The organism is uncultured Mailhella sp., from assembly GCF_905187505.1.
Taxonomy (GTDB): domain Bacteria; phylum Desulfobacterota; class Desulfovibrionia; order Desulfovibrionales; family Desulfovibrionaceae; genus Mailhella.
This window is the reverse complement of sequence record NZ_CAJJIC010000035.1, coordinates 1-21,604: the sequence shown is the minus strand read 5'-3', so window position 1 is coordinate 21,604 and position 21,604 is coordinate 1. Positions and strand designations below refer to the sequence as shown.

The 21,604-nt window shown below is 59.5% G+C and carries 21 protein-coding genes and 1 tRNA gene; 8 read left to right on the top strand and 14 right to left on the bottom strand.

Annotated elements, in window-relative coordinates:
* Positions 1–676 precede the first annotated feature (676 nt).
* The 3 genes from QZZ60_RS05275 to QZZ60_RS05265 all read left to right on the top strand — a co-directional run bounded on the left by QZZ60_RS05275 (position 677) and on the right by QZZ60_RS05265 (position 6,191).
* A complete protein-coding gene (locus tag QZZ60_RS05275; RefSeq protein WP_295638817.1) occupies positions 677–3,190 on the top strand; it encodes a pyruvate formate lyase family protein in 2,514 nt (837 codons plus the stop codon).
* Between the two features lie 180 nt (positions 3,191–3,370).
* Positions 3,371–4,300 carry a glycyl-radical enzyme activating protein gene (locus tag QZZ60_RS05270; protein WP_295638814.1) on the top strand — a complete coding sequence of 310 codons (930 nt, stop codon included), beginning with the start codon at positions 3,371–3,373 and terminating at the stop codon, positions 4,298–4,300.
* A 487-nt stretch (positions 4,301–4,787) separates the two neighbouring features.
* Positions 4,788–6,191, top strand: coding sequence for a sigma 54-interacting transcriptional regulator (locus tag QZZ60_RS05265; RefSeq protein WP_295638811.1), 1,404 nt, complete (start codon positions 4,788–4,790; stop codon positions 6,189–6,191).
* Between the two features lie 151 nt (positions 6,192–6,342).
* Here the strand turns inward: QZZ60_RS05265 and QZZ60_RS05260 are convergent, their stop codons facing one another.
* The 4 genes from QZZ60_RS05260 to QZZ60_RS05245 form a co-directional block, all read right to left on the bottom strand.
* Positions 6,343–7,494, bottom strand: a complete 1,152-nt coding sequence (locus QZZ60_RS05260; protein ID WP_295638808.1) for an alanine--glyoxylate aminotransferase family protein — start codon at positions 7,492–7,494, stop codon at positions 6,343–6,345.
* A gap of 252 nt (positions 7,495–7,746) precedes the next feature.
* Positions 7,747–8,934 carry a class I SAM-dependent rRNA methyltransferase gene (locus tag QZZ60_RS05255; RefSeq protein ID WP_295638806.1) on the bottom strand — a complete coding sequence of 396 codons (1,188 nt, stop codon included), beginning with the start codon at positions 8,932–8,934 and terminating at the stop codon, positions 7,747–7,749.
* Between the two features lie 130 nt (positions 8,935–9,064).
* Positions 9,065–9,439 (bottom strand): diacylglycerol kinase, encoded by a 375-nt coding sequence (locus tag QZZ60_RS05250; protein ID WP_295638803.1) that lies wholly within the window; start codon positions 9,437–9,439, stop codon positions 9,065–9,067.
* A gap of 2 nt (positions 9,440–9,441) precedes the next feature.
* Complete coding sequence (locus QZZ60_RS05245; RefSeq protein WP_295638800.1) at positions 9,442–10,005, bottom strand: hypothetical protein; 564 nt, start codon at positions 10,003–10,005, stop codon at positions 9,442–9,444.
* Between the two features lie 207 nt (positions 10,006–10,212).
* Here QZZ60_RS05245 and QZZ60_RS05240 point away from each other — a divergent pair, with 207 nt between their 5' ends.
* The 5 genes from QZZ60_RS05240 to QZZ60_RS05220 all read left to right on the top strand — a co-directional run bounded on the left by QZZ60_RS05240 (position 10,213) and on the right by QZZ60_RS05220 (position 12,662).
* Complete coding sequence (locus tag QZZ60_RS05240; RefSeq protein ID WP_295638798.1) at positions 10,213–10,590, top strand: hypothetical protein; 378 nt, start codon at positions 10,213–10,215, stop codon at positions 10,588–10,590.
* Positions 10,590–10,895 (top strand): ribosome biogenesis factor YjgA, encoded by a 306-nt coding sequence (yjgA, locus tag QZZ60_RS05235; protein WP_294445871.1) that lies wholly within the window; start codon positions 10,590–10,592, stop codon positions 10,893–10,895. Before QZZ60_RS05240 ends, yjgA begins: the two co-directional genes overlap by 1 nt.
* 80 nt (positions 10,896–10,975) lie before the next feature.
* Positions 10,976–11,051, top strand: a tRNA-Ala gene (locus QZZ60_RS05230).
* A 61-nt stretch (positions 11,052–11,112) separates the two neighbouring features.
* Positions 11,113–11,787 carry a phenylalanine--tRNA ligase beta subunit-related protein gene (locus tag QZZ60_RS05225; protein WP_295638795.1) on the top strand — a complete coding sequence of 225 codons (675 nt, stop codon included), beginning with the start codon at positions 11,113–11,115 and terminating at the stop codon, positions 11,785–11,787.
* Positions 11,788–11,792: 5 nt separating this feature from the next.
* Entirely contained in the window at positions 11,793–12,662 is an 870-nt protein-coding gene (locus QZZ60_RS05220) for an EamA family transporter (protein ID WP_295638792.1), read from the top strand.
* Between the two features lie 67 nt (positions 12,663–12,729).
* On the opposite strand, the gene mgtE is transcribed toward QZZ60_RS05220, so the two are convergent.
* The 10 genes from mgtE to QZZ60_RS05170 all read right to left on the bottom strand — a co-directional run.
* A complete protein-coding gene (gene mgtE / locus QZZ60_RS05215; protein WP_295638789.1) occupies positions 12,730–14,103 on the bottom strand; it encodes a magnesium transporter in 1,374 nt (457 codons plus the stop codon).
* Between the two features lie 672 nt (positions 14,104–14,775).
* The gene (hisA, locus tag QZZ60_RS05210) at positions 14,776–15,513 is read right to left on the bottom strand and encodes a 1-(5-phosphoribosyl)-5-[(5-phosphoribosylamino)methylideneamino]imidazole-4-carboxamide isomerase (protein ID WP_295638786.1); all 738 of its coding nucleotides are present in this window, start codon (positions 15,511–15,513) and stop codon (positions 14,776–14,778) included.
* Positions 15,510–16,145 carry a nucleoid-structuring protein H-NS gene (locus QZZ60_RS05205; protein ID WP_295638784.1) on the bottom strand — a complete coding sequence of 212 codons (636 nt, stop codon included), beginning with the start codon at positions 16,143–16,145 and terminating at the stop codon, positions 15,510–15,512. Before QZZ60_RS05205 ends, hisA begins: the two co-directional genes overlap by 4 nt.
* Positions 16,145–16,747, bottom strand: a complete 603-nt coding sequence (locus QZZ60_RS05200) for an imidazoleglycerol-phosphate dehydratase (RefSeq protein WP_295638820.1) — start codon at positions 16,745–16,747, stop codon at positions 16,145–16,147. The genes QZZ60_RS05205 and QZZ60_RS05200 overlap by 1 nt, the downstream gene beginning before the upstream one ends.
* Entirely contained in the window at positions 16,747–18,000 is a 1,254-nt protein-coding gene (tatC, locus tag QZZ60_RS05195; RefSeq protein WP_295638781.1) for a twin-arginine translocase subunit TatC, read from the bottom strand. The genes QZZ60_RS05200 and tatC overlap by 1 nt, the downstream gene beginning before the upstream one ends.
* Positions 18,001–18,013: 13 nt before the next feature.
* Complete coding sequence (gene tatB, locus QZZ60_RS05190) at positions 18,014–18,289, bottom strand: Sec-independent protein translocase protein TatB (protein WP_295638778.1); 276 nt, start codon at positions 18,287–18,289, stop codon at positions 18,014–18,016.
* A 130-nt stretch (positions 18,290–18,419) separates the two neighbouring features.
* The gene (locus QZZ60_RS05185; RefSeq protein ID WP_295638775.1) at positions 18,420–18,710 is read right to left on the bottom strand and encodes an MGMT family protein; all 291 of its coding nucleotides are present in this window, start codon (positions 18,708–18,710) and stop codon (positions 18,420–18,422) included.
* Positions 18,711–18,885: 175 nt separating this feature from the next.
* The gene (locus QZZ60_RS05180; RefSeq protein ID WP_295638772.1) at positions 18,886–20,256 is read right to left on the bottom strand and encodes an MATE family efflux transporter; all 1,371 of its coding nucleotides are present in this window, start codon (positions 20,254–20,256) and stop codon (positions 18,886–18,888) included.
* Positions 20,257–20,327: 71 nt separating this feature from the next.
* Positions 20,328–21,281 (bottom strand): glutamine-hydrolyzing GMP synthase, encoded by a 954-nt coding sequence (guaA, locus tag QZZ60_RS05175; protein ID WP_367119406.1) that lies wholly within the window; start codon positions 21,279–21,281, stop codon positions 20,328–20,330.
* 143 nt (positions 21,282–21,424) lie between these two features.
* On the bottom strand, positions 21,425–21,604 hold a 180-nt coding region (locus tag QZZ60_RS05170), incomplete at its 5' end, for a hypothetical protein (protein ID WP_295638766.1).

Below are 21,604 nucleotides of genomic sequence, written 5' to 3'. Positions count from 1 at the left end.
AAAAATGGAGAAATCCCAGTATATTAATAGGAAATAAAGCGCATTTTTCATGGTCTTTTCCTATGCGTTCATGCATAGGGCAAAGAAGAAAAATAATAATGTCATAGTCATAAAGTTGTATAAAAAACAAGAGGTTGAATCAGCGGAGCATATAACGACTGTGCTTTTTTACATATTATGCATAAAAGCATAGGTGTCATTAAAAAATAAAATTTTCACAAAATAAACGTAACATACTTGGATAATTTATTAATTTGTCGAAAATGGCGTCCTTGTTCAGGAAGGTGTCCCGGCTGCTGCCACGGAGAACGGAATATTCATAATATATTGTAATTAAATAATATTTTTATAAAAATCACGAATTTTTCATCTTGGCACGGTTCTTGCTTATCGAAAAGGGCGCGCGAGCAGAAAAGACGTGCTTGAACGCATTGCGCTGAAAGTGTCAAAACGGACGTGTGACGCCATGAAGGAGGGCGGAGTCTGCAGAGGCGTCGGCCTGCGGACGGTTTCCGGCATCGGCGGATTTTTTGCGGGACTCCTGATGCAGGGGCGGACCGGCAGAACGCTGGAGCCCGTGACGCGTCGTATGAATTTCAACCTGTTCAGGAGCTGCGGCTCCCGGAACCGGAGTCTGAAGCATCCGGTCCGAAACGAACCATCAAGGAGTTCAGTCATGAGTGCCATTGAAATGCTCAACCCCGAAGCCTGTGAATGCCATTCTCCGCAGGAGCGGCGCATTTTTGACGAGCAGAAGGGCAGGAAGGACAAATACTACGGCACGCATGCCCGCGTGTTCGATCTCATCGCCAGATTTGAAGGTCAGACTCCCGTCATCGACGTGGAACGTGCCCTGTATTTCACCCGGTCCATGCAGGAAACCGAAGGTCAGCCCCTTGTCCTGCGCTGGGCCAGAGCACTCATGCACATCGCCAGAAACATGACCGTGGAAGTCGAGGACGGACAGCTTCTGCTCGGCCGCGCCGGCGCCAAACTCGGCCGCTACGGCATTCTGTATCCCGAACTCGACGGCGACTTCCTCGACATCGCCGTGCGCGATCTGCCCTCCAGACAGCAGTCTCCGGCCGTCATCAGTCCCGAAGACGCCAGGATAGTCATGGAGCAGATTGCCCCCTACTGGAAGGGCAGGACCTATCACGAGGCCCTGAACCATGCTCTTCCGCCCGAGGTGCACAAGCTCACCTACTGCGATCCCGAAGGGCTCATTTCCCGCTTTGTGGTGAACGAAACTTCTTCCTTCCGGTCCTCGATCCAGTGGGTGCATGACTACGAAAAGATTCTGAAGCGCGGTTTCAACGGCATCAGGGCCGAGGCAGAAGCCAGGCTGGCCGCCCTTGATCCTTCCAGCCCCGTGGATCAGGTCGACAGGCGTCCTTTCCTCGAAGCCGTCATCATCGTGTCCGACGCCATCGTGCTGTGGGCCCGACGCTACGCGGCCAGGGCCCGTGAAGTGGCCGCCGCCACCGTTGATCCCGTGCGCAGGGCGGAGCTTCTGAAGATGGCCGAAATCGCGGACAAGGTGCCTGCCGAACCTGCGACCAGCTTCTATGAGGCCGTGCAGTCTCAGTGGTTCGTGCAGATGTTCTCCCGCCTCGAACAGAAGACCGGCACCACCATTTCCAACGGCCGCATGGACCAGTATTTTTATCCCTATTACAAGAAGGACATGGAAGAAGGCGTTCTTACCGAAGAGAAGGCCATGGAACTTCTGGAATGCATGTGGGTGGGCATGGCCGAATTCATCGACATGTATATCTCTCCCCAGGGCGGAGCCTTCAACGAAGGCTATGCGCACTGGGAAGCCGTGACCATCGGGGGACAGACCCCCGACGGCCGTGACGCCACCAACGAACTCACCCATCTCTTCCTGCGTTCAAAAAGAGAGTTTCCTTTGCACTATCCCGACCTCGCCGCCCGCGTGCACGCCCTTTCTCCCGAGGAATATCTCTGGGACGTGGCCGAAACCATCAAGTACGGCTCCGGCTTTCCCAAGCTGTGCAACGACGAGGAAGTGGTGCCTTTGTACGTGTCCAAGGGCGCCACCTTTGAAGAGGCACTGGACTATGCCGTTTCCGGCTGCACCGAATGCCGCATGCCCAACTGCGACACCTACACTTCCGGCGGCGCGTACATCAATTTTGCCGCGGCTCTGGAAATGTCACTGCGCAGAGGCAGAATGAAGAAATACGGCGACGAGCAACTCGGCGTCGAGACTCCCGATCCCCGTACGTTCAGGACCTGGAATGACATGTGGGAAGCCTATAAGGCGCAGCACCTTCTGCTCCTGCGCACGGCCTTCATTCAGCAGTACATCGTCACCAGAGTGCGCGCCGAGCACTTTGCCCAGCCCATGGGCTCCGCCATGCACGATCTGTGCATGAAGCACTGCCTCGATCTGCATTCCCGCCTCATCCCCGGAGGCATCAACCTCGGCTACTTCGAGTTCATGGGTTTCGGCACGGTCATCGATTCTCTTGTGGCCGTCAAGAAGCTGGTGTTTGAGGAAAAGCGTCTCACCATGGATCAGCTCATGGAAGCCGTCGACCATGACTATCAGGGCTATGAAGCCGTGCGGCAGCTCGTGAAGAACTGTCCCTGCTACGGCAACAACGATCCCTATGCCGACGCCATCGGCCGGGAGCTCGACCGCATTTCCGTGGAGTTCTCCAGGAAGTACTCGGAAGAAATGGGCATCTTCAATGACCTGCGCTACGTGCCCTTCACCTCTCACGTTCCGTTCGGCAAGGTGGTCGGCGCCACGCCCAACGGGCGTGTCGACTGGTTCCCGCTTTCCGACGGCGCCTCTGCCTCTCACGGCGCGGACGTGAACGGCCCCACCGCCGTGCTCATGTCCAACCACATGACCAAGAACTACAATCGACGCGAACGCGCCGCGCGTCTTCTGAACATCAAGTTCACGCCCAGGACGGTGGAAGGCGATGCCGGCACTGAAAAGCTCATTCAGTTCATCCGGACCTGGTGCGATCTCAAGCTGTGGCACATTCAGTTCAACGTGCTCAATCAGGAAACGCTCATCGCGGCCCAGAAGGAGCCGGAGAAGTATCGCAACCTCATTGTCCGCGTGGCCGGTTACAGCGCCTACTTCGTGGATCTCTCGCCCGATCTGCAGAATGATCTGATCGCCCGTGCCGACCACGACGATCTGTAGCATGCGGAGCTTCGACGTTCTTCCGGCTTCTCCTCCCTGCCGGGGAGAGGCCGGTTCCGGTGAGGGCTGCTGCATGGAGCGTTCCGTGTCGTCCGGGGCCTGTCGGGGCCGGTTTCGGGACATCGCCTGGAGTTTCATGCAGAGACAAAAAATTTTTTCCGCCATGCGCACGAGGTCGTCATGAGTACGTTTGAGGACAGAAAAGTTACCGGCCAGGTGTTCAACATCCAGAAATATTCCGTGCACGACGGGCCGGGCATCCGTACCATAGTGTTCGCCAAGGGCTGTCCTCTGAAGTGCCGATGGTGCAGCAATCCCGAATCGCAGAGAACGCAGCCGCAGATGGCGTTCAACCCCGGCCGCTGCATTTCACCGGACAAGTGCGGATTCTGCATTCCGGCCTGCGCGCAGGGAGCCATACGTGAGGAAAGAGGATCGATCGTCATCGACTGCGACCGTTGCGCCGACTGCAGGACTTTCGACTGCGCCGGGGCCTGTCCTGCACGGAGTCTGATCGTTTACGGCCGGGAACGCACCGTGGAAGACGTGCTCGACGTCGTTGCTCAGGATGCGCTTTTTTACTCGCGTTCAGGCGGGGGCATGACTGTTTCCGGCGGCGAGCCGCTGTTTCAGAAGCGGTTCGTGATGGCGCTTCTGCGCGAGGCCCGCAGACGGCGCATAAGAACGGCCGTTGAAACCTGCGGCTTCGTGCCGTGGGAAACGCTGGAAGAGGCCGTTCCTCTGCTCGGCTGCATTCTGTTCGACGTCAAGCATGCCGACGCCGAAAAACACAGACAGGGCACGGGCGTGGGCAATGAGCTCATTCTTTCCAATCTGACGAAGCTTCTGAACTGCTTTCCCGACAAGCCCGTGCTGGTGCGCACCCCCGTCGTTCCCGGGTTCAACGACGATGACGACACGGCCCGAGCCATAGGACGACTTCTCAAGGGGTACGCCAACGTTTCCTATGAGGCTTTGCCCTATCATCGCCTCGGGGCCCAGAAATACACGTTTCTTGCCCGGGAATATCCCATGGGAGACGTTTCCCTTTCTGCCGGAGCGGCCGGGCGCGTGCAGGCCATCGTGGATGAGGAGCGTGGTGCGAAGTAGCGTCGTTGGCGCGGCAGCAAAGCATAGGGAAGGAGAATGCCTGTCGGCTTTTGTTGCCGCCTCATGCCGAGACCGGGGAAAACGGCATGAGAAAAGAGTTCAGGGCCCGCTGCGGGGCCTGCGGCCGCGTTTGGGATGCGGGGGGAGCCGCTGCGTCATGACGGGTTCCATGTACGGATTTTCCGACAGGGGCGGTGATGTGCCGGAAAGACCGCCCATATGCGGAACCGGCATCGGCACCGTGATGTCCATGGTTGTCCGGCGTGATCGCGGTTTTCTTCCTCCCTGCGGCGAAGGTCGTGTGGAAAGACGTCCGTCGTGTGCCTGAAGGCGCAGGATCGTTTTTTTCGTCCGCTTCCGTGTCCCGCGGCGCTCCCTCCCGCCGGGAGTCCGGCGGACGCGTGCGTGAGCGCCGGTTGAGAGATAAATGAATTTATTGCAGAATGTTCGGGCTGGCAGAACCTTTTATCCTCATGTCGGGTTGCTCATGGATTCCGTGCTTCTTGAATATATGGAACAGGCTTTGGACGTTTTTCAGGACGGCATCTGGATAAGCGATGCGGACTCCACGTGTCTGTTCGTCAATAAAAAGTATGAGGAGCTGAGCGGCTTTTCCAGAAAGTGGATGGTGGGGCGCAAGGCCACGAGCATCGTGGCGGAAGGAGTGTTCGATGTTGCGGTCAATCCCGAGGTCGTCAGCAGCGGAAAACCCGTTTCCAAGATTCAGACGCTTTCCAACGGCCGACACCTGTCGCTGGACGGTTTTCCCATTGTCGATAGTGACGGCAGGGTGGTCATGTGCATCACCTTCATTCGTGACATCAGCACCATCGTGGACATGGAAAACAAGCTGGCGCATCAACGGGACCTTCTGAACACGCTGGTCCGTCTTGCCAGCAATTCCTGTCTCCAGGGCGCCGAGGACGGAAGCAACTTTATTTTCAGTCCCGCCATGGAGGCTTTTCTTTCCAAGGCCCGCATCATGGCGCAAACGGACATTTCCATCCTCGTTCTCGGAGAAACCGGCGTGGGCAAGGACGTCATGGCGCAGCGCATTCACGCCATGAGCCGCAGAGCCGAAAAGCCGTTCATCAAGGTGGACTGCGGAAGCATTGCTCCCAGCCTCATAGAATCGGAGCTGTTCGGCTACATAGGCGGGGCCTTTTCCGGAGCGAGCCGGAGCGGTCGCATAGGACTCATCGAGGCGGCCGCCGGAGGAACCGTGTTCTTCGATGAAATTGGCGAACTGCCCCTGGCGCTTCAGACAAGGCTTCTGCGTTTTCTGCAGGACGGAGTCATCGTCAGGGTGGGCTCGAACACGCCGAAAAAGGTGGACGTGCGCGTGATTGCCGCCACCAACAAGGATCTGGAAAAGGCCGTGGCAAAAGGCGAGTTCCGCAGCGATCTTTACTATCGGCTGAAGATAGCGGTGCTGAATGTTCCTCCGCTGCGCAGGCGAAAGGACGACATCATGCCGCTCGCTCAGTTTTTCCTCCGGTACTTTTCCAGAAAGTACAACAGAGCCGTCACCATGGGGGACGATGTGGAAGAGCTGCTCCTCTCCTATGACTGGCCGGGCAACGTGCGGGAGCTCAGGAGCATGATGCAGGAGGCCGTGGTCACCTGTCCGAAAAACGTGGTGAAGGCGGACAATCTGCCCATCCGTCGCGCGGTCCGTCCGCGGGAACCGTCCCCTTCGGAAACGGAGTTTGATTTTGAGGGCAGGGATTACCACGACATCATGCGTGAAATGGAATGTCGGATGCTGCGGGCTGCCATAGCGCGCTGTTCCGGCAACATGACGGCGGCGTCAAGGATGCTCCGCATGGACAGAAGCACCATGTTCCGCAAGATCAGGGAACTGGAGAGGCACGGGCTGAAGGTGCTGTGAGCTGGGCGGACTGCGCGTTTTCCGCCGTGACACGGTCGTTTCCGGCGTGCCCCGGAGGAGACGTTTCAGGCCGTTTCCAGACCTCTTGCGCATGAGAAGGACCGGTCCGCAGGGGCGGGCCGGTCCTTCGAGCGTGCGGACTTTTCGGCCGTTATTCGCCGAGAGCCTTGTGATAGGCGTCGAGCGCCTTTTCCAGATAGTCTCCCGACGGTTTTTCCGGCAGACTCCATGCCAGGGCATGCAGACCGGCGGCAAGGTCGCCCCAGTCTATCCAGCCCATGTGGGCGAGGCGGAGCACCTTGTCCTTGAGATTGCCCTGCCCGGCCGTGAGAATGACGCCGCATTCCTTGAAGGCCCTGGCGACGACGGGACCGGCGGGCAGATCGTCGGGCATGCGCACGCTGGTCAGTCCCCAGGTATAGCGGCCTTCTTCTTTGACGAAGAGTTCCATGCCCATGGCGGCAATGCCGGTTCTCGCCATCTGCGTGAGGGCCCACTGTTTTTTGAAAACGTTGTCCATGCCCATTTCCTGCAGCATGGTGAGCGCTTCGTGAAGCCCCACGAGCAGACTGATGGGCGAGGTGTAGTGCGTCTGATTTTTTTCGCAGCTTGCCCGTTCCGCCGTAAGGTCGAAATAGTAGCACTGGGGGCGCACCTCGGAGGCGCGTTTCCATGCGCGGGGAGAAAGCGCCACGAAGGCCAGTCCGGGCGGAAGCATGAGTCCCTTCTGCGAGCCGGTGATGAGGCAGTCTATGCCCCATTCGTCCATGCGCACGGGCGAGATGGAAACGGCGGAAATGCCGTCGGCCACGAGAAGCACGTTTCGTTCGCGGGTGACGGCCGCCACTTTCTGCACGGGGTGCAGCACGCCGGTGGAGGTTTCGGAAATCTGCATGAACACGCCGCGTATGGCGGGGTCATGATCGAGCATGGCGCGGATTTCCTCGGGATCGAAGGAGGTGCCGGGCTCCTTGCGCAGCACGACGGGCTCAAGACCGCGCTGGGTTACGATGTCCACCCAGCGGTTGCCGAAGTGACCTGCCGTGGCCACGAGCACCTTTTCTCCGGGTTCGAACAGATTGAAGGCCGCGGCGGTCATGCCGCCGGTGCCGGAGCAGGCCAGAGGAAGAACGGGAGACTCCGTGCAGAAGAGGCTCTTCAGCATGACCTGGTTTTCGGCCAGAATGGTCTTGAACGCATCCTTGCGGTGATGAAGCAGCGGAGCGGCCATGGCCAGACGGACACGGTCTGGAATGGGCGTGGGGCCCGGGGTGAGCATACGGGTAGCCTGAATGGATGACATGACGGAACCTCTTGAGCCGGCGAAGCGTCGGGGGATAAGTGGCGCGAAAAATGCGCGTTTTTCACGGTATAGAAAAAGGGAAGGCTCGGCAAGCGCAGGGGACGGCGTGGGAAAAAATCATCGTCGGCAAACGGCGGGGATGCGCCGGAAGGTTCGCTTCGGAGAAGGGCGACGCAGAAAACGCGGGAGGTGCGTGAGAGGTGGTGTTCGGCGCATAAAAAGGCGGCCCTCCGTGGGAGGGCCGCCGCACGGTTATTCCGGCAGATGAAAGAGGAAGGTCTTGAGATAGGCCGTTTCCGGCATGGCGGGATGAATGGGATGATCCGGCCCCTGAAAGCCCTGGAAGAGAAGCCTGGCATGACGGCGTCTTTTTCCCGCCGCGCGCGTGACCAGACCGCGAAGTGCGTCGGCTTCCAGATGGTGAGAGCAGGAACAGGTCATGAGCATTCCGCCGGGTCTTACCAGATCAAGGCCGATTTCATTCACCCGCTGATAGGCTTCGAGTCCCTGCTTCGCGTCCTTCTTGCGCTTGATGAAGGCCGGAGGATCGAGACAGACGATGTCGAAGGTGCGTCCCTCGCGGCGCAGATCCGCCAGCAGGGTGAGCGCGTCGCCCTGAAGAAGCTCCGTTTCCGTGCCGAACTGTTCGGCGTTGCGCTTTGCGTAGGAGAGCGCATGCGCCGAGGCGTCCATGAAGGTGACTTTTCCTGCGCCGTTTTTTGCCGCCAGAGCCCCGAAGCCGCCGGCGTAGCAGAAGGCGTCGAGCACGCTGCAGCCTTGCTGTGCCTGCACGAAGGGCGTGAGCGCGGCGCGGTTTACGCGCTGATCGTAGAACCATCCGGTCTTCTGTCCGTTCTTCAGCGGAACGGCATAGCTCATGCCGTTTTCTTCCACGGAAATTTCTTCGGGAACATCGCCTGAGGCGACGCGCTGGAAGCGTTCCAGCCCTTCAAGGTCGCGCGAGGCCACGTTGTTGTCGAGAAGAATGGAGGAAGGGTGCAGAAGGCTGTCGAGCACGGAAAGAAGTTCGTCCGTGTGCGCGTCCATGCCCGCCGTGGTGATCTGGCAGACCACATGGTCGCCGTGACGGTCGGCCACAAGACCGGGCAGAAAGTCGCCCTCTCCGTGGCAGAGACGGTAGAAGGGCGTGCGGAACATCCTTTCGCGCAGGGCGAGGGCGTCGGAAAGACGACGGTGCAGAAGAGAGGCGTCGAGGACTTCGTCCGCTTTGCGGCTGACCATGCGCACCGCAATGAGCGAGGCGGGGTTGACGTAGCCTGTGCCGAGCGGGCGTCCGCCGCAGTCGGCCACGAGCACGGACTGGCCGGGAGCAAAGGAGCCAAGGGGGGAGCGCTTCGTGTCTATTTCGTTGCTGAACACCCACAGGTGCCCGATGCGCAGACGTCGGTCCTCGCCCTTTTTCAGAAAGACGGTTTCCATGGGATATTCTCCGGTGATGGGAGGAAGGTGATGAAGGCGGGGCCCCGTGCCGGGGCGGAAGAGGCTGCGCGTCCGAAACCCGGCGGGGTCCGGCCGGCGTTGCGGCAAAGAGGCGCGTGGCACCGCGCCGTCAGAACAGTCCCAGAATGAAGATGCAGAACCAGAGCGCCGCGTTGAGGGCCAGCATGAGGAACACGGCGGCGGAGGCCATGTCCTTGGCGTTCTTCACCGCAATGTTGTAGTCGCGGGTGATGAGGTTGAGCGCTTCTTCAATGGCGGTGTTGATGAGCTCGGCCATCATGACGAGAAGCCACGCTCCGAGGGCGACAAGCCAGGTGACGAGGGGCTTGCCGCAGACGGCAAGCAGCACGATGAGGGCGAGAAGAACACCGCATTCCTGCCGGAAGGCAAGGCTGAGGCGGACGCCGGTACGAAGCCCGGCAAGCGAGTAGCCCGCAGCCTTGAAGATGTGAAGGAATCCTTCCCTGAAACGTTTTTTGTCCATGATCAGGCCTTCTGCTCCGTCTCTCCGCCTATTTCAAAGGAGCGGAACTGGTTGGCCTGTCCGTTGGCCTTGGGGCATTCCTTGCGCAGATAGCAGATGTCGCATGCACCGTGGAAGGGGTAGGGCGTGAGAACGCTGAACTTGGGCAGCATGGAGTGGGTCACGTCCTGGTAGTCCAGACCTTCGGCGGCGAGGGCCTCGCGCAGCGCGGCCGTGGGCTGGGGAGCGGGCGCGCAGCCGGCTTCTTCCACTTCGGGCATGAGCTGGTACACGGCGCACTGGCACATGGTCTGGCCGAGTGCGCTCAGACGGAAGCCGTATTCCGCGGACTTCGCCCATTCTTCATCCACTTCCTTTTCCACATCCTGATCAAGCCAGAGGGCGAGATAGCGCCCCTTGCCGGTTTCCAGCTTGATGGCGTGGAGCTTGGGCAGCCAGCGTTCCCAGACGTCGGCCAGCTCTTCAAGCACCTTGCCGCCGAGGCGTTTTTCGGAAAGAAGGCCCAGCAGCAGTTCAAAGTCGAAAATGGGACGGACTTGCAGCGTTTCCTTGGTGTAGCTGTTCATAGAATTCCTCTTGGCAGTGATGTCGGATAGGCCGGATTTCCCGCCTGAGCCGTCAGAATGTTCCACTGTGCCGCGCGTGAGCCGTTCCGTCAAGTGTCGGCGCGGCGTCGGCCCCGGAGAGTATGTTCTTTACTTGCCGGGCAAGGCGCGATATGAAGGGAAATTCAAGGTTCGCCCGAGAGGCGGCCTCATTTTTGCGAGGTTCTCATGAGTCAGATCAGATATCCCAGCCGGGTGCGTTACGAGTACAGTCAGGACCCCGACTGCCGTCTTCAGTACACGCACGGCGTGTGGGGCGGCATCAATCCTCAGGGCGAAATAGAAGTGAATTTTTATGTGGAGAGCGACAAGCTTCCCTCGTTTTCCGAAAGGGCCGTGGAGCCTGACGGGGCCTTCGGCGCGGAAGTGGTGCCCTTTGACGAGGAAGAACGCGTCATCACCCGTCACATCCATTCCCGCGTGCTGTTCAACTACCACACCGCCCGTGCGCTCATGGAGTGGCTCGAGGAGAAGATCGACACGCTGGAAATGGAAGAGAGCGCCAACTTCAATCCTGAAGAAAGCGGACCTGAGGTGCAGCAGTAATGCCCCGGAAGAATCGTTACCAGATAGGCGGCGAGGAAGAGCAGGAACGCGTGAGCCGTTCGCAGAAGAAGCGCGACAGTTCCGCCCTTCAGTCCGTGGGAGAAAAGCTGGCCAAGATTCCCGCCGTCAAGCGTGCCCGTCTGCCTCTGCCCCCCGATCTGAAGGAAGGTCTGGACGAATACGACCGGTTGTCGGGCTTTGAGGCGAAAAGACGGCAGCTTCAATACATAGGCCGTCTCATGCGCGAAGCCAGAGAAGAAGGAACGCTTCAGCCCGTGCTGGACGCCCTGGACCTTCTGGAATAGAGTTTCTTCCGGAAAAAAACGGCGGAAATCACTTTTTTCTTGACTGCCGTGGCCGAATCTGGCAAAAGCATATATGCAACGGGGATGTAGCTCAGTTGGGAGAGCGCTTGAATGGCATTCAAGAGGCCAAGAGTTCAATTCTCTTCATCTCCACCAGAATTTCAGCCGCCTGTGTAAACAGGCGGCTTTTTTCATATCTGTGTTTGGAGAGCATGGCATGAAAACCGAGATCCGCATTGACGACGATGTTTTTTCCCGTTGCCCCGAGTGTCGCCTCGGCTGGCTGACCTATCAGGCTGAGCCCCGTCCGTCCGGGCAGGACATAGCCGCGTGCTTCGATGCGCTTGTGCCTGAGCTGAAGCTTCGTCTTGAGTCGACGGCGCTTGCCGACATGCCCAATCTCGGCGAGTCCCGCAGGGGATATCGTGCCTGCGGCAAGGACCCGGGCCGCTGGAGAGTGTCTTCCGAGGCGCTGTACCGTCGCGTGCGTCAGGGCAAGGATCTGTACCGCATCAACAGCGTGGTGGACGTGAACAATATCGTTTCTCTGGAAACGGGCTTTTCCCTCGGTTCCTATGACATGGATCATCTGCAGGGGGCCGTAGTGCTGCGTCGGGGACGTCCCGGCGAGAGCTATCCCGGCATAGGCAAGGACTCCGTGGATCTTGAGAACATGCCGCTTCTGGCCGACGAGGCCGGGCCCGTGGGCAGTCCCACCAGCGATTCCACGCGCGCCATGGTCACCCCGGAAAGCCGCAGGCTCCTGACGGTCATTTATTCCTTTTCTTCCCGTGAGGCGCTTGAGGAGGCGATTCGTCTGGCTGTTTCCCGGTTTCAGACACTGGCCGGAGCCGAAGGCCTCGAGTTCGGCATGGTGGAGAGAGCTTTTTGATGAATGTGAGTTTCAGTGATCGCGGCTTCTGGATAGGCACGGTCTATTGCGTGCTGGCCGCGCTGGCCTGGGCCATCATAGGGCCTGTTTCCCGTGTGTGCTTTGCGGAAGGCATGGATCCGGCTTCCGTGGCATTCTGGCGCATGGCCATATCCGGAGCGTGCTTTCTCGTGCATGCGCTGCTTCGCGGAGGCATGCGCGCGTCGCGGCGGGATTTTGTGAGCATGGTGCTCTTCGGCGCCGTCAACGTTTCCCTCGTCATTCTTTCCCTTCAGATAGCCATCCAGAAGAGCGGCGGAGCCATCGCCATCATTCTCATGTTCACGGCGCCGGCCTGGGTAGCCTTCTTTTCGCGCATCCTTTTTCATGAGGCCATCAACTCTTCCAAGATAATGGCGTTGGCTCTGGCCATGGTGGGCACCAGTCTTGTCTGCCTGTCCGGCGGAAGCCTCGGCAAGGAGGTTTCCTATGTTGGCATAGGCTGCGGGCTTCTGTCCGGCTTCACCTATGCCTTTCAGTTTCTATTCTTCACGTGGTACAAGGACCGTTATTCCACGCAGGCGCTGTTTGCCTTCACCTTCATTCCGGCGGCGCTGGTGCTCTCGTTCTTCGCGTCGTTCGGGCCCGTGTCCCTGCACGCTGCGGTGGCGCTGTTCATTCTCAGCTTCGTGTCCACCTATGTCTCTTATTTCTGGTACGGGCAGTCGCTGCGCTATCTTTCCCCCGTGCAGGCCGCCATTCTGGGCAATCTTGAACCTGTGGTGAGCACGCTGCTCTGCTGGTGGATCTGGAACGAGAATTTTTCTCCCATCGGCTGGGCGGGCTGCGCGCTGGTCATAGGCTCGGTGCTGCTGCTTACGCTGAGGAAGCACTGATGCCTCATCTTCAGAAGGCGTCTTTTTCGCCCTCCGGGAAATCCCGGAGGGCTTTTTCATTCGCATTTCAGAGGCTGGTCAGGTTGCCGAGGAAAAGATAGGCGAAGCCGAAGTAGATGAACACGCCGAGCAGGTCCATGACGGACGTGATGAGCGGCGAGGAGAGCGTGGCGGGATCCGTGCCGAGACGGCGGGCGAGAAAGGGCAGCAGAAGTCCGATGATGCCGCCTGCGGCAGTGCATACGAACATGCTCAGTCCCACGGTAAGCAGCACGTCGATGCCCGTGCCCTTGGAGAAACAGGCGAGTAGGCCTTCGAGAACGGCCACGGTGAGACCGAGGGCGCAGGCCACGGGAAGCTCCCGCCGAAGTACGCGCCACACATCTTTCCGGCAGAGACTTACGTCTCCTACGGCCATGGCGCGTATGACCAGCGTGGCGGACTGGCTTCCCGTGTTGCCTCCCATGTCCACGATGGGAGAGATGAAGGCCGCAAGCACGATGACCTTTGAAAGAAGTTCTTCCTGGGCGGCAACGAAAGTGCTCGTGACGACCCCGAACACGGTAAGAAATATCAGCCAGAACACGCGTACCTTGAACATGACGAACAAGGGGGAGTTCAGGATGTCGAGGTCCGAGTCCTCCGCCGTGGCCGTGCCGCCGAAGCGGGCGAGACGGGCGGCGTCCAGTTCCTTTTCCATGTCCATGGCATCGTCCACGGTGAGGATGCCCATCATGGCATTGTTTTCATCCATGACGGGCAGCGCCAGAAGATCGTAGCGACGTATCATTTCCGCGGAGCGTTCACGGGGCCATGAGGCGCGTGCAAAAAAGGGGCGGCGCATGATGCTTTCCATGGTGGCGTCATCGTCGGCCAGAAGCAGTTCACGCAGCGACACGGTGCCGAGCAGATGTCGTTTTCTGTCGAGCATATAGACGATGTAGACGGTTTCGCTGCGTCTTGCTGCGGCCCGCACGGTCTTCAGTGCGGCCGAAACGCGGGTTTCCGGCAGAACGGAGAGGTATTCGGAGGTGGTGGCGGAACCTGTGCTTTCTTCCGGAAACGCGGCAAGCCGGAGCAGGTCTTCCCGGATATCCGCGGGGAGAGAGGAAAGAAGCTTCTGCTGCGTTCCGACATCGAGCAGAGCGTAGAAGTCGGCTCGCTCGTCTGCCGGCATGTGTTCGAACAGCGCCGCCGTACGCCTGACGTCCATGGCAAGGAAGAGTTCCTTCTGAAGCTCTTCGGAAAAGTATCCGAACAGGCCGGCAGCCGTTTCGGCGTCCAGTTTTTCCAGAAGAGCGAGTACGGTTGCACGGGGAAGGGAGGAGAGCGCTTCCGCCATGTCGGAGGGATGGGTTCTTCCGGCGACCTCCACAAAGTCGCGGGCGTGACGGGCATGAGAAATTTCACGGATGGAGAGCAGAATATCCTTACGGGTCATGGCTGTTTTCCTCTTTGAGTTCTGAGGTGGAAGGCAGAAGGGGACCGGGGGCCGGGGAGAACGTACTGTGACTGTCCATGGAAACTCCTTGTTGTCTGGATTGTTGAAGAAAGGTCCGCAGATGCGCGGAAGCCGCAGAGCGGAAAAGGGCGCTGAAGAAGACCGGCGGCCAATGCGGCCGGACGTACGGGATGGAAGGGCGCCTTTGGCGGAAAATGAGGGCACGCGCAGAGCTGCCCGGGCGGCATTCCGTCAGAAGGCGCTAGAGCGATGGAGGAAGGAAGGGTGGCGTCGAAGGACGCGACGGCACGCGGAGCGCATGCCGCCGGAAGAAGCGGAAGAGAGGGTGGGAAAGCATGGAACCTCCTCGTCAGGCCGGACGGCCTGCGGGAGGAAGAGGCGCAAGGTCGTTCAGCTCAGGCGGTTGAATATGGAGCAGGTGATACTGGGACTGTCGGACGACATGAAAACTTCCTTGCGTAGAGAGTGTTGTTGGCCCCGGTTAGCCCGAAAGGGCGTTTCTGTCAAGTCAATGACGGAGGCAGAAGCGTGGGAATGACGAAGGGGCCGGAGGCCGTTTGCGTCGAAAAGTCCCGTCCGTCGCAGGCGTGAAAAAGCCCGCATCCCAGAGGATGCGGGCTTGAAGAAGTTCTATGTTTTGCCGAAGCGGGATCAGGCTTTTTGTGCCTTTATCCAGGCCATGGCTTCGGGCAGATTCAGGGTGCCTTCATAGATGGCGCGGCCGGAAATGGCGCCCTGAAGATTGGCCTTCACGCTGAGCGGATAGAGCGCCTTGATGTCGTCCAGCGTGGCAACGCCTCCGGCCGCCACTACGGGCACGGGACTCGTTTCGGCCAGATGGGAGAGCATGGGAATGTTCACGCCGCTCTGCATGCCGTCGCGGGCTATGTCGGTATAGATGATGAAGGCCGTGCCGTCGCCCACGAGACGGGGCATGACCTCATCTACGGTGAGTCCTGCGTCGGTCACCCAGCCGCGGGTCTTGAGACGGCCGTCCACGGCATCGAGGGACACGCCGATCTTTCCGGGGAACAGCGAACAGAGTCTGGCGTATTCCTGCGGCTTTTCCAGAGCCATGGTGCCTATGATGAGACGCGTGACGCCGGCGTCGAACCACATGCGGGCGGCATCTTCGTCGCGCACGCCGCCGCCGAGTTCAATGGGAATGTCGAGTCTTGCGCTGATGCGCGCCACAAGATCGGCGTTCACGCTCTTGCCCTGAAAGGCTCCGTCAAGATCGATGAGGTGCAGCCATTCCGCGCCCTGCTCCTGCCAGTGCAGTGCGGCAGCCACGGGATCGTCGCTGAACACGGTGGACTCGTCGGCTCTGCCCTGTTTCAGACGCACGGCCTTGCCGTTCTGAAGATCGACGGCGGGAAAGATGATCATAAGCCGAACTCCTTTACGGCCTTGTCCATGCCTTCGGCTGCGAGCTCCTTGGCCGTGACCCATCCGCCGCCGCGCTTGAAGAAGGTGCCTATCTTGGTGATGTCGCTGGCAAGGGGCTTCTGCTCTTCGGCGAAGTGACAGCGCATGACAAGACTGACCGGCTCGCGTGCGTCGATGAGATAGAAGTCCTCGTTGACGGCTGCCGCGGAAACGACTCCCGCCTTGCCGCCCACGCGTTCCTGCATGGTGATGACGTGCGGCACGACGATCATGTCCGCACCGACGGCTCTGGCGCGCTCGGCCCAGGTGACGAGCGCATTGCGGCGGCCGCGGGCGTCTCTGGCCATGTCGCCCTGAATGTCGGCTTCGGACAGAAAGACGTAACGATGAAGGGAAGGATGGAGCTTTTCGCGGAACAGCGCGTCGAGTTCATTCAGCGTCTGGCCGGAAATCTTTTTCTGGTCTTCGGGGATGAAGCCGGAAAGAAGCTCGGTGGTCTGCGTAGGTTGCGTGAAGGGCGCAACGGCCACGACAAGATCGGGCATGATGAGGCGCTGCTGCTCGTCGGCCTTCTGGCAGCCGGCCAGCAGGCAGAGGCAAAGCAGAGCGAGAAGAAAATGGCGGAAATGCATCAGTCGAGACTCCCCTTGGTGCTGGGCATGCGGTCGTCGCTGCGTCGTACAGCCTGCGCCAGCGCAAGTCCCAGTCCCTTGGCGGCGGATTCCAGCAGGTGATGTCCGTTTTTGCCGTACTGGAAGGAGATGTGAAGATTGCACTGTGCCGCGGAGGCCAGAGCCTTGTAGAATTCCCGCCATACGTCCTTTTCCTCGCCGGCCATGACCGGGGGAAGCAGCTCGTCGCCGCGGAATTCCAACCACGGACGGCCCGAGAGATCTACGGTCACGTCGGCGAGAGCCTCGTCCATGGGCACTCTGGCCCAGCCTGCGCGGGCTATGCCCTTGCGGTCGCCGAGCGCTTCGCGCAGAGCCCTGCCGAGGCACAGCGCCACGTCTTCGGTGGTGTGATGCGCGTCGACGTGCATGTCGCCGGAGCAGGTGAGGCACAGGTCGAACCTGGCCCAGAAGGCCAGAAGCGTGATCATGTGATCGAGCATGCCGAAGCCGGTTGACACGGTGGTCTGTCCCGTGCCGTCCAGCATGAGTTCCAGCCTCACGGAGGTTTCTCCGGTGGCTCTCGAAAGCTTGGCACTGCGGACGGCGTCGCCTGAAGTCATCATGCCTCCTCCTTGTCTTCCTTGTTTTCCGGCTTGTCTTCCTTCTTCCTGTAGGCCATGGCCGACACATAGATGCTCACCTCATAGAGAAGCAGCATGGGAATGGCCATAAGGCACTGGGAAAACACGTCGGGAGGCGTGAGAATGGCGGCCACGATGAAGATGACCAGAATGGCGTAGCGCCGGGACCGACGCATGAAGGCCGGAGTGAGCAGGCCGAAGCGCGACAGGAAGTACGCGAACAGCGGCATTTCAAACACCACGCCGAAGGCGATGAGAAGCTTGAGCGCGAAGCTGAGGTATTCTTCCACCGAAATCATGGGCACGATGGTTTCGGAGGCAAAGCCCATGAAGAACTGGAAAGCTATGGGGAACACCAGAATGAAGCAGAACGCCGCACCCGCCAGGAAGAAGATGGAGGAGAAGAAGGCGAGCGGAAGCACGGCCTTTTTTTCCTCGCGGTACAGTCCTGGCGCGATGAACGCCCACAGCTGATAGAAGGTAAAGGGACTCGTGCCGAACAGAGACGCCACGAGGGCCACCTTCATGTAGGTGAAGAACGCCCCCTGAGGAGAGGTGTAGATGAGCTTGCTGCCTTCGGGCATGCAGGCCTGAAGAGGCGCGGAAAGAAAGGCGTACAGCGGTTCGGAAACGCCGTAGAAGGCCACGAATCCGAGCACGACGATGATGACGATGCGGAACAGACGGCGGCGCAGCTCGTTGAGATGGCCTATGATGCTCATGGGGACATCGTCTTCAGCGCCTTCGGGTTCCTCGTCGTCATCTTCCCGGTCGGGGGTCTTTTCAGGAGCCTGAAATGAGGCAAAGGTCGGCGCGTTCTCATAGGGAGGCACGGGCTCCCGGGCCCCTGCTTCCGTGTCGCCGCTTTTTTCCGTGTCCGTTGCTTCCGGCCGGTCGCCGGAGCTTTCGGCAAAGAGATCGAGCGGACCGTGAGGGCTGCCGTCTTCCGAAATGTCGTCAGACGTTGCCGGGGAGTCCTCGTCCTTCGTCGTGTCGTCGTTCTTCTCCTCTGCGGGAGAAGGTGCGTTCGTGTGGTCGCCGGTCATGTCGGAGTCGCCGTCCCCGGCGTCAGAGACGTCTTCCTTCGATTCTCCGGTCGGAAATTCGTGCCCCGAGGCTGCGGCCGCAGCTGCCGCGGCATAATAGGAAGCGAGATCGGGCTTCGCCTCCGCAGCATCGTCATGATTGTGTTCCCCGCTGGCCGGGGACTGGGAAATGTCTTTTTCTTCCATACCGGTGAACCGTTCAGGCCTTGTTTTCCGTGTCCGAAACAGGACTGCCGGTCGTGCCGGACGTCGTCTTTTCACTATTTGCCGCCGCCTTTTTTGCCTTGGCCTTTTCTGCCTCTTCCTCAAAGGCTATTTCCGTATTGAGCGTGCGCTGAAACTCCGTGGACACGCGCCGGAATTCTCCCATGGCGCGGCCGAGCGTATGCGCAATTTTGGGCAGATTCTTGGGTCCGAGAACGAGAAGGGCCACGACCAGGATGACCAGCAATTCTGTGCTGCCGATGCCAAACATCTATAAAAACTCCTCAAGAGGGTTGTCTCTCCGTCAGCCTTGGACGGTAGCATATCGTTGGTATGCCTTCAAGTGCATCCTTGGCTTGCGCAGACTGCGGCATGAGCGCAGCCGTGGGGTTTTCGGCCTTTCAGACTTCAAAATGGAAACGCAGAACGCGCCCTTCGGCATCGAACTTCACGCCTTCCTGTTCCAGAAGCGTACGCTGGCGTTCGCCGCACAGGCCCGGGCCCTGTGGCAGGCTTCCGTCCTTTTTCACCACGCGCTGCCACGGCACGTCGTCGGGGCAGACATGGAGGGCCCAGCCCACCTGACGGGCCATGCGGGGATTGCCGGCAAGAAAGGCGACCTGACCGTAGCTTATGACGCGTCCGGGCGGCACGGATCGCACGATGTCGTAGACCTGCTCAAAGAAGTTCATGGCAATGCCTCTGGGAAGGTGAGATCGGCGGATGGAGGCGGTGTGTCAGAAACGGCGCGCCATGACAAGCTCTTCGTGGGTTTCGTGCACGACGAAGAAGTCCGCTCTGCGGTAAAGACGGAGCGCGCGGGACTGTTTTTCTGTGCGGAGCGCGGGAGAGCTCGAAAGCCTGTTTTCAGCGTCCGCCGCGGGTTGCTGCCTTTTTATGACCGTTACGAAGAGCGGAGGCCATTCTCCACCAGGCGAAAAGAAAGGTGAGGGAACTCAGCGTCCACGTGGCGGGATAGATCCAGTAGATGGTGGCGATGGTGGGAAAGAAGCTCATGAGCGTGGAGAGCGTGCCCACGCGCACGGCGCACCAGCAGATGAGTATGACCGCCATGGCGAACAACGGTCTTCCTGCACCGCGGAAGGCGGCGGCAAGACAGTGCGTGCAGGCGGGCAGGACATAGAAGGGCGCGGCCACGCGGGCATAATCCGCGCCGAGGCGTATGACTTCTGCGTCGGCGCTGAAAACGGCCATGAGTTCGTCGCGCCACACAAGGACTCCCACGCCGATGAGCCCGGACACAAGCATGGAAAGGACAAGTCCGAAGCTCATGCCTGCCCGGACGCGCAGAGGATGGTGGGCCCCGGTGTTCTGCCCCACGAATGTGGCGAGCGCAAGGGCCAGACTCATGACGGGGATGAGGCAGAAGCCTTCTATTTTCTGATAGGCGCCGCATCCGGCCATGGCGGAGGCGCCGAACAGATTGATGTGGCTCTGGATGACCACGTTGGAAATGCCGATGACGCAGCACTGAAGACCGGAGGGAAAGCCGTAGGCAGCGAGCGTTTTCAGGCAGCCGGCATGGAAGCGGATGCTTCCGGGCGCAAGACGCCAGGAAGCCGAACTGCGGCACAGCACCAGCGTGCAGAGCAGGGCGCTGAGAATCTGAGAGATGACGGTGGCGGCTGCCGCCGACCAGACGCCCCAGTGCAGCAGCGCAATGAAGACGAGGTCGAGAACGATGTTGACGACGGAGGAGAGTATCAGAAAGTACAGCGGATATCGGCTGTTTCCGACGGCCTGCAGAATGCTGGCAAGGGCGTTGTACGTGGTAAGGCCGAGGGCTCCGGCGAAATAGACGCGCAGATACTGCAGGGTTTCCGGGAACACGTCGGCCGGAGTGTTCATCCAGTGCAGAATCTGTGGAGTGCAGAGAACGCCGAATATGGACAGTCCCAGTCCCGAGGCAAGGCCGAACGCGGCAAGCGTATGGATGGATCGGCGCATGTCCCGGATTTTTCCCGCTCCGAACTGCTGCGATATGACGACGCCTGCACCAAGGCTGATACCGTTGATGAAGCCTACGAGCAGAAAAATGAGGTTGCCTGTTCCGCTTACGGCGGCAAGCGCTCTGTCGCCGAGCAGATTGCCCACGATGAGCGAGTCGGCGGCGTTGTAGAGCTGCTGGAAGAAATTTCCCAGAATCAGGGGAACAGCAAAGGAGACGATGGACTTCCAGATGCTTCCCCCGGTCATGCTGTCTGACTGTCTGTGCATGGCAGAAACCGGCGCTGTGAGTAGACAAGAAAAGCCCCGGGAGCCTTCTGGCTTCCGGGGCGGAGTGTTTTTTATTCCCACTCAATGGTGCCGACGGGCTTCGGCGTGAGGTCGTAGAGAACGCGGTTGACGCCCTTTACTTCCTTGGTGATGCGGTCGGTGATGTGCTGCAGCAGGGCAAAGGGCACATCTTCCACGGTGGCGGTCATGGCGTCCACGGTGTTGACGGCGCGGATGATGACGGGATAGGCGAAGGTGCGCTTGCCGTCGGACACGCCCACGGACTTGAAGTTCGGCACCACGGTGAAGTACTGCCAGACCTTGCCTTCCAGACCGTTTTTGGCGAATTCTTCACGCAGGATGGCGTCGGATTCACGCACGGCTTCGAGGCGATCGCGGGTGATGGCGCCGAGGCAGCGCACGCCGAGGCCGGGGCCGGGGAAGGGCTGACGGTACACCATGCCGTCGGGCAGACCGAGGGTCTTGCCCACCATGCGGACTTCGTCCTTGAACAGGAACTTCAGCGGTTCGACAAGGCTGAAGCGCAGATCTTCGGGCAGGCCGCCCACGTTGTGATGGGCCTTGACGGTGCCGCTTTCCAGAATGTCGGGGTAGATGGTGCCCTGAGCCAGAAATTCAATGCCTTCCTGCTTGCGGGCTTCTTCTTCGAACACGCGGATGAATTCGGCGCCGATGATCTTGCGCTTGGTTTCGGGGTCGTCCACACCGGCCAGCTTGTCCAGAAAGCGGTCCACGGCGTCCACATAGACGAGGTTGGCCTTCATCTGGTTGCGGAACACTTCGACGACCTGTTCCGGTTCGCCTTTGCGCAGAAGACCGTGGTTGACGTGCACGCACACGAGCTGCTGGCCGACGGCCTTGATGAGCAGGGCGGCCACGACGGAGGAGTCCACGCCGCCGGAAAGGGCGAGCAGGACCTTTTTGTCACCGATCTGTTCTCTGAGTTCCTTGACCTGTTCGTCGATGAAGGTTCGGGCAAGAGCTTCACTGTTGATGCGTGCCATGGATTCGGGGCGAACATTGTTGGACATCTTGTCTCTCCTCGAAGGTTGGGGGACGGCTATGGTCGGATTATTCCCATTCGGCAAATTCAAGTACATGGGAGTGTATTTGGGGTGATTTTATAGGCAAAACATTCGCAAATATGTTAATGTTTTGCCCGCTTATTTGAGGCAGTTCGCTTTCTTAGTATCAAAATAGTATCACAAAAACCGAGAAATTGTAAGGGTTTCAGGCCATAAACGGCCACAATCAAAACTTCTCTCAATTTGATGTAAGTTTCTGTCGAAATGGGTCTCAAATCGAGACCCGTTTCGACCACCGCCTG